Source organism: Leptospiraceae bacterium, assembly GCA_024233835.1.
In the GTDB taxonomy this organism is placed as follows: domain Bacteria; phylum Spirochaetota; class Leptospiria; order Leptospirales; family Leptospiraceae; genus JACKPC01.
Genome location: JACKPC010000001.1, coordinates 1,054,453 through 1,073,536, shown reverse-complemented (window position 1 = coordinate 1,073,536; position 19,084 = coordinate 1,054,453). Strand labels below are relative to the sequence as shown.

Sequence of the window (19,084 nt, the reverse complement as noted above, 5' to 3'; positions counted from 1 at the left end):
ATGAAACGGTTCCTTTTATTATGCTTCATTAGCTTTTGTTCTTTTGTGGTTTTATATGCAGATTCAAAAGAAGTTTTAGAATCGAAATATAAGACCTTTGAAGAAAAGTTAGAGAAAGAAGAAAAGGAACTTTTACGAAGAATTCAGACTCTACGTAAAGAACTAAAAGCTTTAAAGGAAGAATCCGCACAGGAATTAGACAGACCGAAAAAATCTGAAAAATCTACCCAAATAATTGAAGAGGAAAAAGAGAAAACAGGAGAAATTCGTTCAAAAAGTGAAATTCTAAAAGAACTCAAACTCTACCTTTTACAATTAGAAAAAATTACAGAAGAGCTTAAAAAGCTAAAATAGTAATTTTATATATATTATTTATCTAAAACTCTGTTTTTCTGAATCTTCGATAAAATTCACGGTATCCTTTTCTTTCCCAGAACTGTAAAGCCTGTAGGTTTGGACTGATAACACGGAGTTCTATTACAGGGAATCCATTTTCTTTCGCCCAATTTTCAGTGAACTGCAATAAAGAACTCATATAACCTTTGTTCTCCTTTCCTTTCTTTGTTACTGCAATATCAATATACAAGATTTTTTCTTCTTTTAAGAAGGGCTTTTCTTCAACTCTTGAAAGCATTATCGCGACAAGTTCCTTCTCTACCTTTTTGCCTATGAATAAGACCTTATCTGTGCCCTGTAACTTACGATAGATTTCGAATATTTTTACCGGGAAACGCTTTCTTACTTGAAAGATGGGATCTGCACCCGAAGCCAGTTGATTAATCGTGCGGGTAAAGTGATTTAAAAGTTCCAGAGACTCAATTTTTTCTGCATCACCAATGTGAATAATTTCTTCCATATTCTAGTTTTCGTCATACAATAAATGATGGATGAGAAAAAAAGAACCCTTACTGAACCCATTTTTCGACCAGGGATATAAGATTTTCCTTATCAAAGGGTTTTTGGATAAACTCTTTTACGATACCTTCATTCACTGCTTTCTTTATTTCCTCATTCAGGTTATAGCCGGATAAGATAAAGCAGGGAATATTTCCACAGACTTGCAGGGCTTCTTTGATAAACTGTAAACCGTCCATCTCAGGCATATTCATATCACTGATAATTATATCGTATATGCTAACTTCCTTCAGGAGTTTAAGAGCGTCCTCTCCGGAAATAGCTTTTTCTACGTAAAAAATCCCTTTGAAACACATACTGAATAATTCGAGGTTTATATATTCATCATCTACATATAAAATGCTTAAGTGCTTTTTCATCGGATAATCCCTTACTATTTCCTTGTATCTTTTTTCTTTGGAATGGCAAGCATAATTTTAGTTCTCTATTTTATTGCTCGGAAGTTCTATAATAGCTTCTGTTCCCTGGCCCGGAATTGAGGAATATTGAATCGTTCCATTATATTCTTTTAATATTCCATAAACAATAGACAGACCTAAACCCTTGCCCAGTCCCGTCGGTTTTGTTGTGAAAAAAGGATCGAAAATTCGTTTGAGGTCCTCTTCTTTTATTCCTATTCCGTTATCTATTATTCTAATTTTTATCATTTTATTATTAAGTTCAGTATGAATGGTAATCTTACCTCCATCTCCTTGAATGGCCTGTATAGAATTTAATAAAACATTAAAAATTACCTGGTGTAGCTTACTCTCGGAAATGAAAATTTCGATATTTTCGGGATAATAATGTTTATGCAAGGTGATTTTTCTTTTTATTATTTCATGTTGTAAAATAATAAGAGAGTGATTAATCATTTGGTTTACTTCACATTCATCTTTTCGGGTTTCGGTATGCACATTGAAAAAATTTAAACCTTTTACAATATCCGTTACTCTCTGTACACCCGTATTCATATTTTCTAATATTTTATTCTGTAAGTCTTTAAATTCCTCGGAACCTGTAATTTCTTTTGTTATATTTTCCAGGCTGTAAATACCCGCTTTTATAAAGTTAAGAGGATTATTCATTTCATGAGCCAATCCGGACGTTAAAATACCGAGAGAGGCCATTTTTTCTGATTCGATCAACTTGTTTTGTGTTTCCTGTAATTGCTGAAGGGTCTCTTCTAATTCTTCTTTTTGTTGTAATACTTTTTGATGATTTAAGTTGAGTTCTTCCGTTCTTTGCTGCACCAAATCTTCAAGATGTTTCTTATATAACTCTAATTCTATATTCTTGTCATTTTGTATACTAATGTTGTGCAACATAGAATCTCTATAAGTTTTACTAATTATATAAATCGCAACAACAGCTATGCTGAGAGCAACATAATCCACCGCCCATGAAAACATTTTTCTAATATAGATATTTGCGTCAAAAGTAACCTGCAAAATTCCTGATGTATGCAAATAAGCCATTATAATCAAATAAAATATGGATATACTCAAAAAAAATACTGCTGTTCGATTGCTAAATATAAAAACAGCGTATATCGGTATTAGAAGAGTATATATTTTACTGGAGGCTAAAAAACCATATTGATAGATTCCCGAAATTTGAATCATAAAGATAGCCAGGAAAAGAAATAATACTTTAAAGTTTATGGATACCCTTTTACGAAAAAGAGTCATGCTTATAAAAAAGAAAGCCAGGGAAGTTTGCAGGAAAAATACCCAGTTGAATCCACCGGTATAATAAGTTCTGAACACTGTAAAAAGGGTAGAAAAAAGAGCCAGAAAAGAAAAGGCAATAAGGGAATTGTCTATAAGTCTATTCCGAATCAGATCCATTTCCAAAACAGTATTTTTATCTTTGCTTTCCTGCGTGATTCTTTCCATTCTCATGATAATGCTACAGCAATAGAAAATGTCAACAGGAAAGATTGTTTAATTATTTTAGTTTTTTTCTTTCAGCTTTTGGCGCCTCTTACAATATGAACCTGGGGGTCAGGCATTGCTGGAATTAAAAGAAATAAATAAATACTATACAAGTGGAGATTCCCGTCTGCACGTTTTAAAAAATATTAACCTGAAAGTAGAGAAAGGCTCCTTCATTGCCATCATGGGACCTTCCGGTTCCGGTAAAACCACTCTTTTGGGAGTGGCCGCGGGTCTCGACACGATTGATAGCGGAGAAATATTATTAAATGCTATTCCTATCAGTGGAAAGAGTGAAGAATTTCTATGCAAATTGCGATCAGAGAAAATTGGCTTTATTTTTCAAAACTTTCAATTAATTAAAACCCTCACGGCTCTTGAAAATGTTAGCCTTCCCTTATATATCCAGAAAAAAGTTTCAGAAAAGGAAGCCCTGAATAAAGCAAACGAAATGTTACATAAGGTATCTATGGAACACCGGGCCGAACATTTCCCGACTCAACTTTCCGGAGGAGAAGAACAACGAATCGCTATTGCTCGTGCTTTTGTCAATCAACCTTCCCTCTTATTTGCAGATGAACCAACCGGGAATCTGGATTCAAAAAACGCAAAGAATGTAATGGATCTACTACAGGAACTTCACAAGAATCATTTGTCTACTCTGATTATTGTTACCCATGACCCGAAAGTAGCTGAATTAGCTGATAGGGTATATACCATGCAGGATGGGGTTTTAGAGGAAAGTAAATGAGAATGAATTTTTTTTGGAAGTATCTTTTTCGTGAAATCCTATCCAGAAAACTGTATTCCCTACAAATTATTATTTCGATTGCCATGGGTGTCGGTGCGATAAGCGGCGTAAGCTCCTATAAGGTAAACTTAAAAAATGCCATCTTCACAGAAGCGAAAGTTCTTATGGGTGCTGATCTTACGATTCAATCTTCCAGAAAGTTTGAAGAAAAAGAACAAAAACTTGTTCAAGATATAATCCCTTCGGGAACTGAATTGGCAATGCTTGTAAATTTTTCTTCTATGCTATATAATGAAAAAACAGAGGATACGGCCCTCAGTATGGTAAGAGCAATAGAGAAGAAATTTCCTTTTTATGGTTCAATTGTAACCCGACCTCAGAATGCTTATGTGGAGCTTGGTGAAGATGAAATTCTCCTTGATGAAAATCTTGCCAAAAACCTGAAACTGGAATTAGGAGATAAAATTCAGTTAGGTAGTCATTACTTTTTCTTAAAAGGTTTCATCCTGAGAGAACCGGGGCTTTCCGGTTCATTTATGGGAATGGCTCCGGGCTCTATCATCCTTGATTCCTCCTTACCCAAAACGGGTTTAAGTGTAAGAGGTTCCCGGATACAATATAATCTTTTAGTAAAACTTCCTCCTTCTATTGATAGCATGAAGTTTAAAGAGAAAAATTTTGAAAAATTTATAGAACACAATTTAACTCTTTATCATAATACGGAAGCCGGTTCCGGAAGTCAGAAGTTCATAAACAATACACTTGATTATTTAAGTCTTCTGGCTATGGCTGCATTTTTTTTGGGAGCTATTGCTATCTATATTTCCTGTAAGTCCCGACTGGAATTACACCTGAAGGAAATTGCGGTATTGAAATGTATAGGAGCTGACTCAGCTTTCCTCTTAAGTCACTTTATCAGTGAATTACTCATTTTATCGACTGTAGGTGTATCCTTCGGAATTTTAACAGCCTACTATTTCCAATTCTGGATTCCCGATTTGGCGGGTTCTGAATTTTTACTGAAGATAAAGCCTTCTATCCCTCTTACCGCCTTTTTGAAAGGAGTCTTTACCGGGATTTTGTTACCCCTCTTTGTTGCCCTTGAATCGATTCTGAACCTGAATCGTTTAAGTCCCCTTCTTGCCATTCGTAAACTCGAAGATGAAAATCCGGGCAAGGAAGTGAAAAGTTTGTCTAAAAAATCCTTACAGTTAATCCTATTATATACCATATTTTTCTTATTATCTTATCTTGAAACAGAAGATTTAAAAAAGAGTTTTGCCTTAAGTATTAGTCTTGTTTTAATTCCTGTAATGGTTTTTTTATCCTACCTCTTACTTCGATTTTCCTCTCGCTTTGTCTTAAGCTTGCAATTTTTCACCAGACCCTTTCGCCTGACTTTAAAAAAACTCTATACCGGTAAAAATCATCTTAATTTACCGGTGGTAGGTATCGGTTCTGCCCTGAGTATATTAATACTTTCTATATTTCTTAAAGATGCACTTATACGCCTCGGCGGAGGAGGAGAAGAAGCCTTAGAAAAACGCCCCAATGTTTTTGTACTGGATATAAAGAAGGAGCAAAAAGACTTTTTCTCAGGGCTTTTAAAGCAATACAAAGCTGAAAATGTTCTCATGGCACCGATGATAGGGGCCAGGCTGTATTCTATTAACGGAGAGCCTATAGAAAAGACAAAGACCGAAAAAAGTGCCTTAAAGAGAGATTGGAAATCCACTGCAAAAACAAGAGAGTATTTTTTGTCTTATCGGGAGAGCTTGTATGATACGGAAAGTCTTGAAGAAGGAAAATTTTGGGAAGGAAGAGGAGAAGAGATTTCTGTAGAAAAGGATTTTGCCAAAAGTCTGGGTGTTAAAATAGGAGACAGTTTGCAATTCAATGTACAGGGAAAACTTATTGAAGGCCGTATCAGTAATTTACGCTCTGTAAACTGGTCTGATATGAAACCAAATTTTGTTGTTCTTTTTTCTCCGGGAATATTACAAAAAGCTCCTGCTTTTTATATTAGTTCCTTCTTAATTTCGGAAGTGGAACTTCGCTATAAATTTCAGAAAGAACTGGTAAAGCTTGCACCGAATATAACCGCAATTGATATAGAGAAAAGTGTAAAAAGTTTTTTGGGGATTCTCGAAAAAGTTACAGATGTAATACGGCTTATGACTTTATTTATAATCGTTTCTTCGTTTTTACTGTTATATACGGCTATTTATTCCAACCGTAAAACAAGAGAAGAAGAAATTAAACTCCTGCGATTAATAGGTGCCCCGGCAGATTTTATTCGGCAAATGTATCTTTCGGAAGGTTTACTCCTGGGACTTTTTTCTTTTCTCAGCGGGCTTTTTCTGGCCTCAATATCCAATTACTTTCTTTCAACCGAACTTTTAAACCTTTCCGCTCATTATCCCCTGAAACCCCTGCTTTATCAATTTATTCTAATACAGGCATTTCTTTTTCTACTTTATTTCATTGAGATGGAGACATTACTCCGAAAGAGAACAAAGAAAATATATACCTGAATGCCCCACATCCTCTTACTCCCTATTTACTCCCCCCAAGGGGTTGGGGGATAGGTAAATATTTTTCTCCAACATTTACCTATCCTCATCTTATCATTCGCCTTGCTTCGACTCAAACTTACGTCATCGCTCAACCGATACAGGGTAAATCCGTTCTTCGAGAATTTGAAGTGTTTCCGGATCGATATCAATAGGTTGATTATATGGATCCATGATTTCTAAGTTTTCTATTGCCATTTCAGTCCCCTATGCCAAAGTATTTTTTCATAACTATATTTCTTCATTTTAGAGAAAAACCGAGAACAACATCCTGCTTACTAATGCCTTTTGCCTCTAAATCAGGAATAAAATCTTCTTAGCCAATTTCAATCAATTTCACTTCCCAATTCTGAGACTGTAATATTCTTATGATTTCTAATATATGAGGTTTTACTGTTTCATAGTGATTATTTACAGCTTTAATTAAGAATATCATAAGCGGAAACTTGGACAGATTTTGCTGATGTCTTAAACTTTTATCCATTGTAATAAAAACATCAAAGCCATTTAAGACCATCATACCCAGTAGTTCTCCATCTTTTTTACCATCCCAACCCAGACTTAAGGGAGTTTCTACTTGAAATTCATTGAATAAGCTTTTAAGCTTTCGAGGAATATTTTCATCAAGAAGGATTTTCATTAAGCAATTCCTCAGCATGATGTATCAGGTAGGATGACAGATTCAAGACCTCCAAAATTTTCTCTTTTGACACCCCCGGAAAATCTTCCCTGAATTCCTTTAAGGCAGACTCTGTTTCAAGGTAATCAAATAAAGCTTGAATCGGCACACGGCTGTTGGGAAAAACCGGGGTTCCGCTCATTGTTTCGGGATCGATAGTTACTACTTGTTTATAATACTCGATAAAATCTTCTTTATTGCTTATTTTTTCCATTTCCCTACTCCTATTCAAAATATTTCTTATTCTTACAGATTCGTCTACCTTTATTCTTTCTCTTTTTATAATTATAATGTAAGCATTTCTCTATAAGATTCAGAATAAAATCCTAAAACAACATCATTATTATCAATTCCTAATTCTTCAAATTCTTCTTCCATATCTCTATCAAAGCCGTTATACTGAATCCAGATTTTTCCATCCTCTTTAATGTCGATATGTAAATAGCAATCATGAATTCTGGTATCCTCATCTTTCCAACCAACAAGGTAAATTAGATAATGGTGATTAATTGCATCTATAATTACTTGAGTTTCTGTATCCGGTCTATTTACCGGAGAGAATTTGCCATAGTCCCGAATCAGTTTTATGATGGCTTCACTATATTTTTTTATCTTATCCATTGTTCTACTTTTTTAAGGTATATAGGCTCTTCTACTCTACCCCCTTAACCCACAGCTCAAGTCGTGGGTTAAGGAAAGGGATTCTGGGGATAGGTAAAAATCATAAACCGAAATGCTGCATTATCTTTGGAATAGTAGCCTGAGCCAGAATAGCAAGTTCAGCAGCAGCCGGTAGTGCTACCAGAATACCTTTCAAGGCATTGACCGCCATCTTAACCGTGCTTTTGTTTGCTTCACTGGCTTTTAAGGCTTCAGCAATCGTTTTCAGATATTCCAGTGCGTCAGTCTTACTAGTATCATCTAATTCTTTTTCTTTCTCTATAGAACCTTTTAGTTCTTCAAGTGCCGTTTTAATATCCGATTTTTCCGGCTCCTTGATTTCATTCAAAATGCTTGACACATTCCCGCTGATAGTTTGAGAACCGGAACCTATATTTACTCCAGTCATATTTCCACTGTTGGATACAGTAAAGTTTTGTGATTTTTCTTCTGACATATTCTATTCCTTGATAAATAAGCTATATTTTTCTATAAAATGTGATAATACTAACTTGTGAAACTCTTTCGCTTGTTTGAGAATTTGATTTGATTCTTGCATTAAAATTTTATTCCTTCGCGCATAACATTTTTATATATAGGAGTAGTTTTATATTTTTGAAAATTCAGTTCTTTGGTGGATAGTATTATGGGTGTAATAAACAAGTCATTTTCAAACCCATATTCCCAGATTATTTCCTGTATCTTTTCAGGTGCATCTTGCCTATAGGAATGGATGACAAGAAGATCATAATCTGAATCAGAATGGAAATCCCCTCGTGCCCTTGAACCAAAAAGGAAGAGTAAAGTTTTGAAGTATTGCTTTCGTATTATTTTTGCTATAGGAAGCAGCTTTTCAAGTTCTGAGTTCGTATTTGTAATTTCTTCCTGAAGCGTTACCATATCTATCTTCTCCGTCCTTTATTTCCTTCATTTAGAAAGTTTAATAGTTTTACCAAAAACGGGAATTTCATCCTGAAAGGTGAAGCTTTTTTGTATCATATACATCTTCTCTCTAGGCTGTTTATAGATTTCCAATACCTTTGTATTTACATCAACTATCCAGTATTCTTCTACTCCTGCTTCAGCATAGAGAGGAAGTTTTTGCCTGTCATAGGCAAGGGAAGTTTTAGATACTTCGACAATCAGGAGAGCTTTTCTTGGATGTCTTTTTATAAAATCCCACATACTTCCTTCTACTATGGATATATCCGGTTCTAATTCTGAACGTTCTAACTGTATTGTTTTTTCTGTTTGGATGAAAGTTCCGGAAGGTTTGAGCTCTCTCAGTAATTCATAAAGAAGGTTTGTGTAAAAATTGTGCTCAGTACTCTTTGTCATTTTTCTTAGTATCACTCCTTCAAAAAGCTCAGTCTTTTCCAGACCCGGGTCGAGTTCCAGCATCTGATGATATAAGTCTACAGGTATCAAATAAAGCTGTTCTGCTGCATCTTGAAGCAGTTCAGGGTCGAGTTTCTTATTCATATTGATTTCTCCTGTTAGCATCATTCTATCCCAATCCAAAATATTTCTTTATACCAGATATAAGCTTACCTTTCTTTTTTGTCAGCTCAGAATTTTCGGGTAAATCAGAGATAATATCTTCGAGTGATTGTAGCTCTCTTTTAGCTTTGCGACCTTTTCCTTCCGGGTCTTTTAATGCTCTTTTCAGGTTATCTACATTGGAGAGGGAATCTTCGAGGTCATCTTCATCCAGTTCTTCTTTCTCCAGTAATTCCTTAAATTCTCGAAGAAGGGCTGATAGTTCCTCTTTAGTTTGAATCGTAGAACTTACATCTCCGGCAACTTTCTGAGTTCCGGCAAGGTTGACAGCAGCCATATTTCCCTTATTATCTATGTGTATATTATTTATATAGGTATTCCCACCAAAGATTTTCCCTTCTTTGCCCATATACTTTTCTTTGAGTTCCGGGTTCTTCTCGATGCGGTCTTTCTGGTCTTCTATGCCATCGAGGAGTTCTCTTACTGAGAATTTCTTTCTTAATTCTCCATCAAAATATTCAGATATTCTCTCCATCTCATGTCCGATTAAATTCTCATACCCCACATAATGCCCCTCGTGTCCGGGTAAAGGAATTAACTCATCATAGTCGAGGTTCTCAAAAGACTTATGGATTTCACTGAAAGTTTTCCAGATTGTAGAGAAATACTCACGTTTTCTTTCTCCATTTACATAGACATAGCCTTTCTTATCATAGCGATCAAAGCGAACTAAAGCTCTGGTTTTATACTCTTCATATTCTAAGACAACACCGGAGCGCCAGGAGATTTTCGTATCCTTATGGCTTTTTACCATAAAACGGGGTATGATGGTCGGTGGCAGGTGTTCTTTATAATCAAAGACAAAACGCAGGCTGCCTTCTTTATCAAATTCAAACTCGGGTTCCGCTTCGGGTAATAGTCCGGGAATGAGGATTGCATCATTACTGATATAATAACAGAGTTCAAACTCTTTCATCAGATCAAGGATATATCTATGCTTACTTTTCGGATAACGCTTCGAGTCCAGGATTTCCTGTAGAAGTGCTGTATTCAACTTGCCTTCACAATCATTTGCTTTTTTAGAAGTAATGATTGTATATACTGCATCCGTAATCCAGCGGGGATTGATAACATGAGTGTCGGTGAGGCTTATGGAATCAAAGTGGAGAAAGACTCCGAGGTCATGGAGAAAATTTAACAGAACCCTTTGACCCGATTCCCAGTTAATACCTTCCTTTTCACAGATCTCGCGGTAGGTTTCATCGGAGATATAGTCTCTTGTGCTTTCGTTCAAAGCCTGTTTTACCTGGAACCACGATTTTGGCCAGAAGGTATGAAGTATTTCGGTATCTTCCAGTTCCTGCTGGATGGCATCGGCAAGCTCCCTGATACCGGTGTTGGTTTTGCAGGAGGTTGGGAAAAAGCCCCGGATGTTTTTATACTTTTCTTTAAGCTTCTTGCGGTCAGCATCTATATCCGGGTTCTCGTCTATCTTGTTCAGGGCAATAAACACCGGTGACTTGCTGCTGTTGGTATCAATCTGCTTGAGCCAGTATTCGGCTTTTTCGTCCTTGCGGTTATCCAAAACAACAAGATAAATGCAACGGTCGGAAAGAAAAAACTGGTGGGTAGCGTGCATGATTTCCTGACCGCCGAAGTCCCAGATATGAAGCCGCACCAGTTCATCTTCTACATCCAATTGCCAGTCACTGATATTAATTCCCTGGGTCTGGGATTCGTCTTTGTCGAAGCCCTGTCCCAAAATCCTCTTAACCAGAGAAGTTTTCCCGGCAGCCCCATCACCAACGATAATCAACTTGGCTTCGTTGAGAGGAAGAACTTCCCCGCGTTCTCTGGCTTCAAAGTATTCCACCAGAGCTTCCCTGCCCTGCATGATGATTTCCGGCATGGGGTTAATAAGAGGATTGCCATAAAGGTTTATGCCTTTATCTATTCCCCAGAAATCTTCTGTATAGTAAAGCTCCAGAGGCATATTCATGAAAACTCTCGGCAAATGCTTTATCTTATTTTTAGATAATTCTAATTTATTAAGATTTAAACCTTTTATACTCTCCGGCACTTCGGTTAGCTGATTACTCCCCAAATGAAGCGAAGTCAGGTTTGTGAGCCTGCTGATAACCTCCGGGATTTCCTTTAGCTGGTTGTCCGACAAATAAAGCGTTGTCAGATTTGTAAGCTTACTGATAACCTCCGGGATTTCCCTTAGCTGGTTGCCACCCAAATAAAGCTCAGTCAGGTTGGTGAGTTGACCTATACTCTCCGGGATTTCTGATAGCTGGTTATTACTCAAATAAAGCGAAGTCAGGTTGGTGAGTTTACCTATAAACTCCGGCACTTCGGTTAGCTGGTTACTCCTCAAATAAAGCGAAGTCAGGTTAGTGAGTTGACTAATCCACTCTGGCACTTCTGTTAGCTGGTTGCCACCCAAATTAAGCGTAGTCAGGTTGGTGAGTTTAGCTATTGATTCAGGAAGTTCTGAAATTTGGTTTCCTTTAAAACTCAAACCCATTGCTTCTAATAATTCTTCTGGAAGACTCTTACGTTCTTCTTCTGTTAAATTCGCTCCTCCTAAATTTACTAATTCACCAATGGAATCTGGAATCGATTTGACTTGACTGTTTGTAATTTCCAAGGTAAGAAGCTTATCTAATTTCCCTATAGACTCCGGTAGAGAATCTATTTTCGTTTCACTTAGCATTAAAAATTTGAGTTCTTTTAACTCACATAAAAATTCCGGGAATTCGCTTAAGTTCTTTCCTGAACCTATACCGAGCATTTCTAACTCTCTTAACTCTCGGATTTCTTCGGGGATTTCAGTACCTTCAAAGTTTTCTTCTCCAATTCCCCAGACATGCTTTGGTTCAATTTGTGATTTCAGTTTTAGATACATCGAAATATTTAAAATAAGACCGGGATGGCTGCATATTTCTTCGATTGGATTATCAATAATATTCCATATCTTCAAGTTTTTCAGCTTTCTAATATCTTCCGGTATGACTTTGATCTGGTTATTTGATAAATCCAGTATTTCCAGCCAATCCAGTTCAAAGACCTCCGGTGGGACTTCTGTGAGTTCCTCTCCCCTTAAATTAAGTTCGGTGAGTTTTTTCTCCCTCACTTCCTCTATTTTTTCCAGTATGTGCTGTGGTGTTTTCACCATGGTTTTTACCTGCTTCTCTCTCTGCCTTCTCCCTAACCCACGGCTAAAGTCATGGGTTAAGGAAAGGGGGCTCTTCCTCTTGATTGAGTTTTCCTTTCCTGTGATGTTCTTCCTGCTTTTCTATATATATAGCAACTCTCTGAAAAGAGCTTCTATCCACTGTAAATGCAGCATAGCCTCTTGCCCAGTAGTATTTGGAACCGAGCTTTCGGGATGAGTAGCCCTTTTGCTTTTTCAGAAAAGGACTCTCTTAGCTCTTTTAGAGCGGCTCTATCCAGCCACTTCTCCCGGTTTTTCGTAACAAACACCAGATGATAGTTCAGTTCATGGTAGGCATGGTTTCTTCTCATCACATCAGGCTTCCTTTTTCCTTAACCTCTGACTTTAGTTAGAGATTAAGGAGAGTGAGTGCTTCTTTCTCTTCAGTCCACAACTGGGGTCGTGTGTTCCTCAACCCTTTCCTAATCCGCCTGGCTTCGACTCAGACTTACGTCATCGCTCAGCCGGCGTGGGCTCGTGCCACTTCTTTCTCCTTAACCCACGGCTTGAAGTCATGGTATTAAATCCAGCTTTCGATTTTCAATCCCTGAATTCTCTTAAATTCTTTTACGTTATTGGTAACAAGAACACAGTTTAAAGAAATTGCATGAGCAGCAATAAGATAATCCATCGAACCAATAGGAGTTCCTTGCTTTTCTAAGAATGCTCTTATTTTTCCATACTCCTCTGCTGCTTTTTTATCATAAGAAACGACTTGAAAAGGAGATATAAATTCAAGCAAGGCTTTTTGGTTTTTGTCCAGTCTTTGGCTTTTATTCACACCATGAAAAAGTTCACTCAAAGTGATAGAAGATATTACAATCTCTTGTTGAGAAATTGATTCCAACTTTTTGAAAACACTTTCTGGTTTTTTCTTAATTGTATATATACAAATATTTGTATCCAGCATATATTTCATGTAAAACCTTCTCTTTCCTGCAAATCCGGTTGAATCCTTTCTGGAATAAAATCATCCGTAAACATATCCAGACTTTTATAGAAACGTTCAAGACTTCTCTTGATCGGTTGATTTCTTCCATTTTTCTCTATTTCTTCTACTTCCGCAATTATATCAAATACCAGAACTTCAATTGTTTTTCCGATATATTCATCCGGGATTTCAATCGTAATCGTTTTCGTTTGGGGTGTGATGATTTCTCTTACCATTTTTTTCTCCGTTATTTCCCTGTAGGGATGTTATTATGTATCTTTTCCAGTATGTGCTGTGGTGTTTTCACCATGGTTTTTACCTGCTTCTCTCTCTGCCTTCTCCCTAACCCACGGCTTGAAGTCATGGGTTAAGGAAAGGGGGCTCTTCCTCTTGATTGAGTTTTCCTTTCCTGTGATGTTCTTCCTGCTTTTCTATATATATAGCAACTCTCTGAAAAGAGCTTCTATCCACTGTAAATGCAGCATAGCCTCTTGCCCAGTAGTATTTGGAACCGAGCTTTCGGGATGAGTAGCCTTTTAGAAACTTACTTACCTCTGCGATACTTAGAGTTGGAGGTACAGAAACAAGTAGGTGCACATGATCTTCATAACCGTTCACGATATGAAGGAGAAGCGATAGCTCTTTTGCTTTTTCAGAAAAGGACTCTCTTAGCTCTTCCAGAGCGGCTCTATCCAGCCACTTCTCCCGGTTTTTCGTAACAAAAACCAGATGATAGTTCAGTTCATGGTAGGCATGGTTTCTTCTCATCACATAAGGCTTCCTTTTTCCTTAACCTCTGACTTTAGTTAGAGGTTAAGGAGAGTGAGTGCTTCTTTCTCTTCAGTCCACAACTGGGGTCGTGTGTTCCTCAACCCTTTCCTAATCCGCCTGGCTTCGACTCAGACTTACGTCATCGCTCAGCCGGCGTGGGCTCGTGCCACTTCTTTCTCCTTAACCCACGGCTTGAAGTCATGGTATTAAATCCAGCTTTCGATTTTCAATCCCTGAATTCTCTTAAATTCTTTTACGTTATTGGTAACAAGAACACAGTTTAAAGAAATTGCATGAGCAGCAATAAGATAATCCATCGAACCAATAGGAGTTCCTTGCTTTTCTAAGAATGCTCTTATTTTTCCATATTCCTCTGCTGCTTTTTTATCATAAGAAACGACTTGAAAAGGAGATATAAATTCAAGCAAGGCTATTTGGTTTTTATCCAGTCTTTGGCTTTTATTCACACCATGAAAAAGTTCACTCAAAGTGATAGAAGATATTACAATCTCTTGTTGAGAAATTGATTCCAACTTTTTGAAAACACTTTCTGGTTTTTTCTTAATTGTATATATACAAATATTTGTATCCAGCATATATTTCATGTAAAACCTTCTCTTTCCTGCAAATCCGGTTGAATCCTTTCTGGAATAAAATCATCCGTAAACATATCCAGACTTTTATAGAAACGTTCAAGACTTCTCTTGATCGGTTGATTTCTTCCATTTTTCTCTATTTCTTCTACTTCCGCAATTATATCAAATACCAGAACTTCAATTGTTTTTCCGATATATTCATCCGGGATTTCAATCGTAATCGTTTTCGTTTGGGGTGTGATGATTTCTCTTACCATTTTTTTCTCCGTTATTTCCCTGTAGGGATGTTATTATGTATCTTTTCCAGTATGTGCTGTGGTGTTTTCACCATGGTTTTTACCTGCTTCTCTCTCTGCCTTCTCCCTAACCCACGGCTTGAAGTCATGGGTTAAGGAAAGGGGGCTCTTCCTCTTGATTGAGTTTTCCTTTCCTGTGATGTTCTTCCTGCTTTTCTATATATATAGCAACTCTCTGAAAAGAGCTTCTATCCACTGTAAATGCAGCATAGCCTCTTGCCCAGTAGTATTTGGGGCCATTGACTTTAGTTAGAGGTTAAGGAGAGTGAGTGCTTCTTTCTCTTCAGTCCACAACCGGGCGCTTCCTTTTCCTTAACCCATCACCTCCTCTCACTCCCCTTTCCTCGTAGGAAAGGGGTTGGGGGATAGGTAAGAGTATTCTCAAGTATAACAGCACTATTCTCTAAATATAGCAGAATTATACTCCAGACATAGCCACCCCTTTCCTCGCAGGAAAGGGGCCGGGGGATAGGTAAAATTAGATGATTCTAATGATAGAAGAAATTTCTTCTTAGCCACATTTTAAGGTAGGTAATTTTTTAGCTTTTTACTGTATATCCTTCTTCTTCAATCTGATCCTTAATCGCCTGTAGAAGAGTTTTGGATGGATCGAAGTCTACTTTAACCTCTTTCTTTTCAAGACTCACTTCTACCGAGTGAATACCGCTAAGAGCCTGTACTGCTCCCGTAACTGCTTTCACACAATGCTGGCAGCTCATTCCTTCAACTATAATTGTTTCTATTGCCATTTTAAATCTCCTCTTATTCCGGATAGTTTGTGGATGAAACCGACTCTAAAGCTGCTTTTAACCACTCATAGAAATTATTAAATTTCTTTTCCGGCCTATCATCTCCAATACTGACATAAACCGGGTAATCCTCTGTGTTCGCACTGGTATCAAAAAGAAAGATATCATCATGCCATTTGCCGAAAACGACAAAAGAAGAATCCTTATCGTATTTTTTTGGAGGCAGAAAGTGAAAGGTTCCTTTATCAATGTAGCCGGCCAGCAGGGTTTTCTTGTAATCGGGTGGAAGCTTACAACCCGCGTTCTTTTCAAACTCTTCCACTTCTCTCTGTGTATATCTCGGAGTGCCGGGATGCATATTTAACCTATCAAAACCTCGGATTAAGTCTTCAATATTTTTTGAACTCATTCTATTCTCCTATGCGAACTTTAAAATAAGAATGTTCTGGTACCAATTAAAAACGGGTTTCTTTGTGGGGAAATATTTTTTTTTCTGGAATTATGATGAGATATCTTCCTGTCTTAGCGGGCCTTTCCGGTTTTTTAGCTGTCGCATTGGGAGCTTTTGGAGCCCACGCTCTGAAAGGTATTTTTAGTCCTTACCAGCTCTCGGTTTTTAAAACCGGGAACCTTTATCACTTTATCCACACCTTTGCTCTTCTTTTTTCTTTTTATGCCTATGAAAGAACAAGAGATTCGGCTTTTAAATATTCTTCTTATTGCTTTACTTTGGGCCTATTCTTTTTTTCGGGAAGTCTGTACACCCTTGCTATTACAGGGAAAGGCCTTTTTGGAGCCATAACTCCTATAGGAGGCGTTCTTTTTTTGAGTGGCTGGCTCTTTCACACCCTCGGAGAATACAGGACTCGAAGATAAATTTATACCCCGACTCGCGACCCCGGTAGGAAAAAGGGGCAGCACTGATGCTTCTATATTCCGGGCCGGGCTTACAGTGTGTCTAAAATAGGCTTATCTATTAGCTGCAAGAGCCTGTAGCTTCATTTTCAGACAGGGCTCTTATAATAATCCAGAACCTTTTACAAAAAGATTGACTCCTCTTCTTACAAATAATAATGCTTCATTAGACGATTTTCTTGTATTCAGATTCGGACGATTTTACCGACAAACCCCAAATATTTCGATGAAATGGATAGCGGTTGGCTAATTGGCTGATTCCTTGAGTCCGAATTCTAAAAAGAGAAATCACCAATAAATATTGGGTATTTTTTTTTAAAAAGTAATTTCCTATTACTATTAAGGATTGAATCAAAAGGAGAGTGTGAATGGAATATGTTTATCTGACCCTGGTTGCCGGTGTGCTTGCTCTTTTATTTGGTTTCTGGCGTACTTCCTGGGTTGAAAAACAGGATGCCGGCAATGAAACCATGCGGAATATAGGTTCCTATATTTATGATGGAGCGATGGCTTTCTTAAAAGCGGAATACAAAATTCTCGCAATTTTTGTGCTCGTAGTAGCTGTTATCCTCGGTATTACTGCTGATAATAAACTTTCTTCCAGCATTGTAGCCGTTTCTTTCATCGTGGGTGCTGTTTGTTCAGCTCTGGCCGGTTATCTCGGCATGAGAGTGGCTACCAAGGCGAACTACCGTACAGCTAACGCTGCCCGTACAGGTCTCGTAAAAGCCCTTGAAGTAGCTTTTAGCGGTGGTTCTGTAATGGGAATGAACGTGGTAGGTCTGGGAGTTGTGGGTCTGGGTGGCCTTTTTGTTGCTTATAACCACATATTCATAGAGCCCGGTTCTGCCGATACAGGCAAGCAAATTATTCGGGTTCTGAACATCCTTTCCGGATTCTCCCTCGGTGCATCTTCTATCGCTCTTTTTGCCCGTGTGGGTGGAGGAATTTATACCAAGGCCGCTGATGTGGGTGCTGACCTGGTAGGAAAAGTGGAAGCCGGTATTCCCGAAGACCACCCCTTAAACCCGGCAACTATAGCCGATAACGTGGGGGATAACGTGGGAGACGTAGCCGGTATGGGTGCTGACCTTTTCGAGTCCTATGTGGGTTCTATCCTCGGTTCTATGGTTTTAGCTACGAGCTTCGTAGGAGCTGCTACAGCCGGTGGTGGTGTAATGGGTTTTGAAGGTATCTACCTTCCTCTTTATATTGCCGGTCTGGGAATTGTTTGTTCCATCATCGGTACTTTTTTCGTGAAAGTGAAAGAAGGTGGAGACCCTCAGAAAGCCCTGAACATGGGTCACTTTATTGCATCTGCCCTGATGATTGCTGCAACTGCCGCTTTAGTGAAAGTCGGTCTTCCGGAAACCTGGACATCTGCAGATGTTTTAACCGGTGTAGCCCGTACTTACACCGCCTGGGGTGTCTTCTGGGCAACGATTATCGGTCTGATTGCCGGCCTACTGGTAGGTATCGTAACCGAGCATTATACAGGAACTAATAAATCTCCTGTTGTCAACATCGTAAAACAGTCCACTACCGGAGCTGCTACCAACATCATCGCCGGTCTGGGTGTGGGAATGTATTCAACTGCTATTCCTATTTTACTGATTGCTGCTTCTATCGTAGGTGCTTATATGCTTGCAGGTCTGTACGGAATCGCTATTGCGGCTCTTGGAATGCTGGCGAATACCGGTATTCAGCTCGCAGTCGACGCTTACGGTCCTATTTCAGACAACGCGGGTGGTATCGCGGAAATGGCTCATCTTCCCAAAGAAGTCAGGGAACGTACCGACAAGCTCGATGCAGTAGGAAACACTACAGCTGCTATCGGAAAGGGTTTTGCCATTGCTTCGGCAGCCCTGACTGCTCTGGCTCTTTTCTCCGCTTTCATGCAACAGGCAAATGTTAAGACCATCAACGTGGCTGACCCCTGGGTAATGGCCGGTCTTTTTATTGGTGGAATGCTTCCTTTCGTATTTTCCGCTATGGCCATGGGTGCGGTAGGTCGTGCTGCTATGGACATGATTAACGAGGTACGTCGTCAATTTGCTTCGATTCCCCAACTGAAAGCAGCCCTGGAGCTAATGCGTAAATACGACAACCAGATGGAAAAGATGGACGCTAAGGAAAAAGCTATCTTCGAAGAAGCTAATGGAAAAGCTGAATATGCAAAGTGTGTGGAGATTTCTACTCAGGCGGCTGTTCGTGAAATGATGCTGCCGGGTTTATTAGCTGTTCTTTCACCGGTGCTGATGGGCTTTCTTTTTGGTGCAGAAGCTTTAGGCGGTCTTCTGGCCGGTGTAACGGTTTCCGGTGTGCTTATGGCGATTTTTCAATCCAATGCGGGTGGTGCCTGGGACAATGCAAAGAAAATGTTCGAAGGTGGAATTGATATCAACGGTAAGAACTATAAAAAAGGTTCCGAGCCTCATAAGGCTGCTGTTGTAGGTGACACGGTAGGTGACCCTCTGAAAGATACTTCCGGTCCTTCTATCAACATCTTAATCAAGCTTATGTCAGTTGTAGCCCTTGTGGTTGCACCTCTGGCCCCTTACATGGGTCAGGTCATGAAGTTTATGCAGTAAAAATATACAGGCGGTTTCAAT

General features: G+C 38.5%; 24 protein-coding genes. 5 read left to right on the top strand and 19 right to left on the bottom strand.

The genetic code is table 11. The annotated features are described in order from the left end of the window. Window positions 1–354 (top strand): hypothetical protein, encoded by a 354-nt coding sequence (locus tag H7A25_04970; GenBank protein MCP5499230.1) that lies wholly within the window; start codon window positions 1–3, stop codon window positions 352–354. Window positions 355–376: 22 nt separating this feature from the next. Here H7A25_04970 and H7A25_04965 read toward each other — a convergent pair whose 3' ends face one another. Genes H7A25_04965 through H7A25_04955 form a run of 3 tightly spaced genes read right to left on the bottom strand, consistent with a single transcriptional unit; the run spans window position 377 to window position 2,792 of the window. After that, window positions 377–856 (bottom strand): GNAT family N-acetyltransferase, encoded by a 480-nt coding sequence (locus H7A25_04965; protein ID MCP5499229.1) that lies wholly within the window; start codon window positions 854–856, stop codon window positions 377–379. 49 nt (window positions 857–905) lie between these two features. Further along, the gene (locus H7A25_04960) at window positions 906–1,274 is read right to left on the bottom strand and encodes a response regulator (protein MCP5499228.1); all 369 of its coding nucleotides are present in this window, start codon (window positions 1,272–1,274) and stop codon (window positions 906–908) included. A gap of 57 nt (window positions 1,275–1,331) precedes the next feature. Next, window positions 1,332–2,792 carry a hypothetical protein gene (locus H7A25_04955; GenBank protein ID MCP5499227.1) on the bottom strand — a complete coding sequence of 487 codons (1,461 nt, stop codon included), beginning with the start codon at window positions 2,790–2,792 and terminating at the stop codon, window positions 1,332–1,334. A gap of 115 nt (window positions 2,793–2,907) precedes the next feature. Between H7A25_04955 and H7A25_04950 the strand changes: the two genes are divergently transcribed. Both H7A25_04950 and H7A25_04945 read left to right on the top strand, forming a co-directional pair. Next, the gene (locus tag H7A25_04950) at window positions 2,908–3,582 is read left to right on the top strand and encodes an ABC transporter ATP-binding protein (protein MCP5499226.1); all 675 of its coding nucleotides are present in this window, start codon (window positions 2,908–2,910) and stop codon (window positions 3,580–3,582) included. 2 nt (window positions 3,583–3,584) lie between these two features. Further along, on the top strand, window positions 3,585–6,116 hold the full coding sequence (locus tag H7A25_04945; GenBank protein MCP5499225.1) for an FtsX-like permease family protein: 2,532 nt from the start codon (window positions 3,585–3,587) through the stop codon (window positions 6,114–6,116). A 355-nt stretch (window positions 6,117–6,471) separates the two neighbouring features. Here H7A25_04945 and H7A25_04940 read toward each other — a convergent pair whose 3' ends face one another. The 16 genes from H7A25_04940 to H7A25_04865 form a co-directional block, all read right to left on the bottom strand. Continuing rightward, a complete protein-coding gene (locus tag H7A25_04940; protein MCP5499224.1) occupies window positions 6,472–6,795 on the bottom strand; it encodes a hypothetical protein in 324 nt (107 codons plus the stop codon). Further along, a complete protein-coding gene (locus H7A25_04935; GenBank protein MCP5499223.1) occupies window positions 6,779–7,048 on the bottom strand; it encodes a DUF433 domain-containing protein in 270 nt (89 codons plus the stop codon). The genes H7A25_04940 and H7A25_04935 overlap by 17 nt, the downstream gene beginning before the upstream one ends. Before the next feature lie 71 nt (window positions 7,049–7,119). Further along, window positions 7,120–7,455, bottom strand: coding sequence for a XisI protein (locus tag H7A25_04930; GenBank protein ID MCP5499222.1), 336 nt, complete (start codon window positions 7,453–7,455; stop codon window positions 7,120–7,122). Window positions 7,456–7,555: 100 nt separating this feature from the next. Further along, on the bottom strand, window positions 7,556–7,951 hold the full coding sequence (locus H7A25_04925) for a hypothetical protein (protein MCP5499221.1): 396 nt from the start codon (window positions 7,949–7,951) through the stop codon (window positions 7,556–7,558). 101 nt (window positions 7,952–8,052) lie between these two features. Continuing rightward, window positions 8,053–8,394 (bottom strand): nucleotidyltransferase domain-containing protein, encoded by a 342-nt coding sequence (locus H7A25_04920; protein ID MCP5499220.1) that lies wholly within the window; start codon window positions 8,392–8,394, stop codon window positions 8,053–8,055. 27 nt (window positions 8,395–8,421) lie between these two features. After that, entirely contained in the window at window positions 8,422–8,976 is a 555-nt protein-coding gene (locus tag H7A25_04915) for a Uma2 family endonuclease (protein ID MCP5499219.1), read from the bottom strand. 25 nt (window positions 8,977–9,001) lie between these two features. After that, a complete protein-coding gene (locus tag H7A25_04910) occupies window positions 9,002–12,175 on the bottom strand; it encodes a leucine-rich repeat domain-containing protein (GenBank protein ID MCP5499218.1) in 3,174 nt (1,057 codons plus the stop codon). Window positions 12,176–12,224: 49 nt separating this feature from the next. Next, window positions 12,225–12,413, bottom strand: coding sequence for a transposase (locus tag H7A25_04905; GenBank protein ID MCP5499217.1), 189 nt, complete (start codon window positions 12,411–12,413; stop codon window positions 12,225–12,227). Then, entirely contained in the window at window positions 12,328–12,525 is a 198-nt protein-coding gene (locus tag H7A25_04900; protein MCP5499216.1) for a transposase, read from the bottom strand. Before H7A25_04900 ends, H7A25_04905 begins: the two co-directional genes overlap by 86 nt. Window positions 12,526–12,734: 209 nt before the next feature. Then, complete coding sequence (locus H7A25_04895) at window positions 12,735–13,133, bottom strand: type II toxin-antitoxin system VapC family toxin (GenBank protein MCP5499215.1); 399 nt, start codon at window positions 13,131–13,133, stop codon at window positions 12,735–12,737. Next, entirely contained in the window at window positions 13,130–13,381 is a 252-nt protein-coding gene (locus H7A25_04890) for a hypothetical protein (protein ID MCP5499214.1), read from the bottom strand. The genes H7A25_04895 and H7A25_04890 overlap by 4 nt, the downstream gene beginning before the upstream one ends. A 124-nt stretch (window positions 13,382–13,505) precedes the next feature. Then, window positions 13,506–13,913 (bottom strand): IS200/IS605 family transposase, encoded by a 408-nt coding sequence (gene tnpA, locus H7A25_04885; protein MCP5499213.1) that lies wholly within the window; start codon window positions 13,911–13,913, stop codon window positions 13,506–13,508. 209 nt (window positions 13,914–14,122) lie between these two features. After that, entirely contained in the window at window positions 14,123–14,521 is a 399-nt protein-coding gene (locus H7A25_04880; GenBank protein MCP5499212.1) for a type II toxin-antitoxin system VapC family toxin, read from the bottom strand. Then, entirely contained in the window at window positions 14,518–14,769 is a 252-nt protein-coding gene (locus H7A25_04875; protein MCP5499211.1) for a hypothetical protein, read from the bottom strand. The genes H7A25_04880 and H7A25_04875 overlap by 4 nt, the downstream gene beginning before the upstream one ends. Before the next feature lie 578 nt (window positions 14,770–15,347). Next, window positions 15,348–15,557 (bottom strand): copper chaperone CopZ, encoded by a 210-nt coding sequence (copZ, locus tag H7A25_04870; GenBank protein MCP5499210.1) that lies wholly within the window; start codon window positions 15,555–15,557, stop codon window positions 15,348–15,350. A 13-nt stretch (window positions 15,558–15,570) separates the two neighbouring features. Then, window positions 15,571–15,966 (bottom strand): SMI1/KNR4 family protein, encoded by a 396-nt coding sequence (locus tag H7A25_04865; protein MCP5499209.1) that lies wholly within the window; start codon window positions 15,964–15,966, stop codon window positions 15,571–15,573. A 95-nt stretch (window positions 15,967–16,061) separates the two neighbouring features. Between H7A25_04865 and H7A25_04860 the strand changes: the two genes are divergently transcribed. Together H7A25_04860 and H7A25_04855 are read left to right on the top strand one after the other, a co-directional pair. Further along, a complete protein-coding gene (locus H7A25_04860; GenBank protein MCP5499208.1) occupies window positions 16,062–16,433 on the top strand; it encodes a DUF423 domain-containing protein in 372 nt (123 codons plus the stop codon). Between the two features lie 407 nt (window positions 16,434–16,840). Next, on the top strand, window positions 16,841–19,063 hold the full coding sequence (locus H7A25_04855) for a sodium-translocating pyrophosphatase (GenBank protein MCP5499207.1): 2,223 nt from the start codon (window positions 16,841–16,843) through the stop codon (window positions 19,061–19,063). Window positions 19,064–19,084 lie beyond the last annotated feature (21 nt).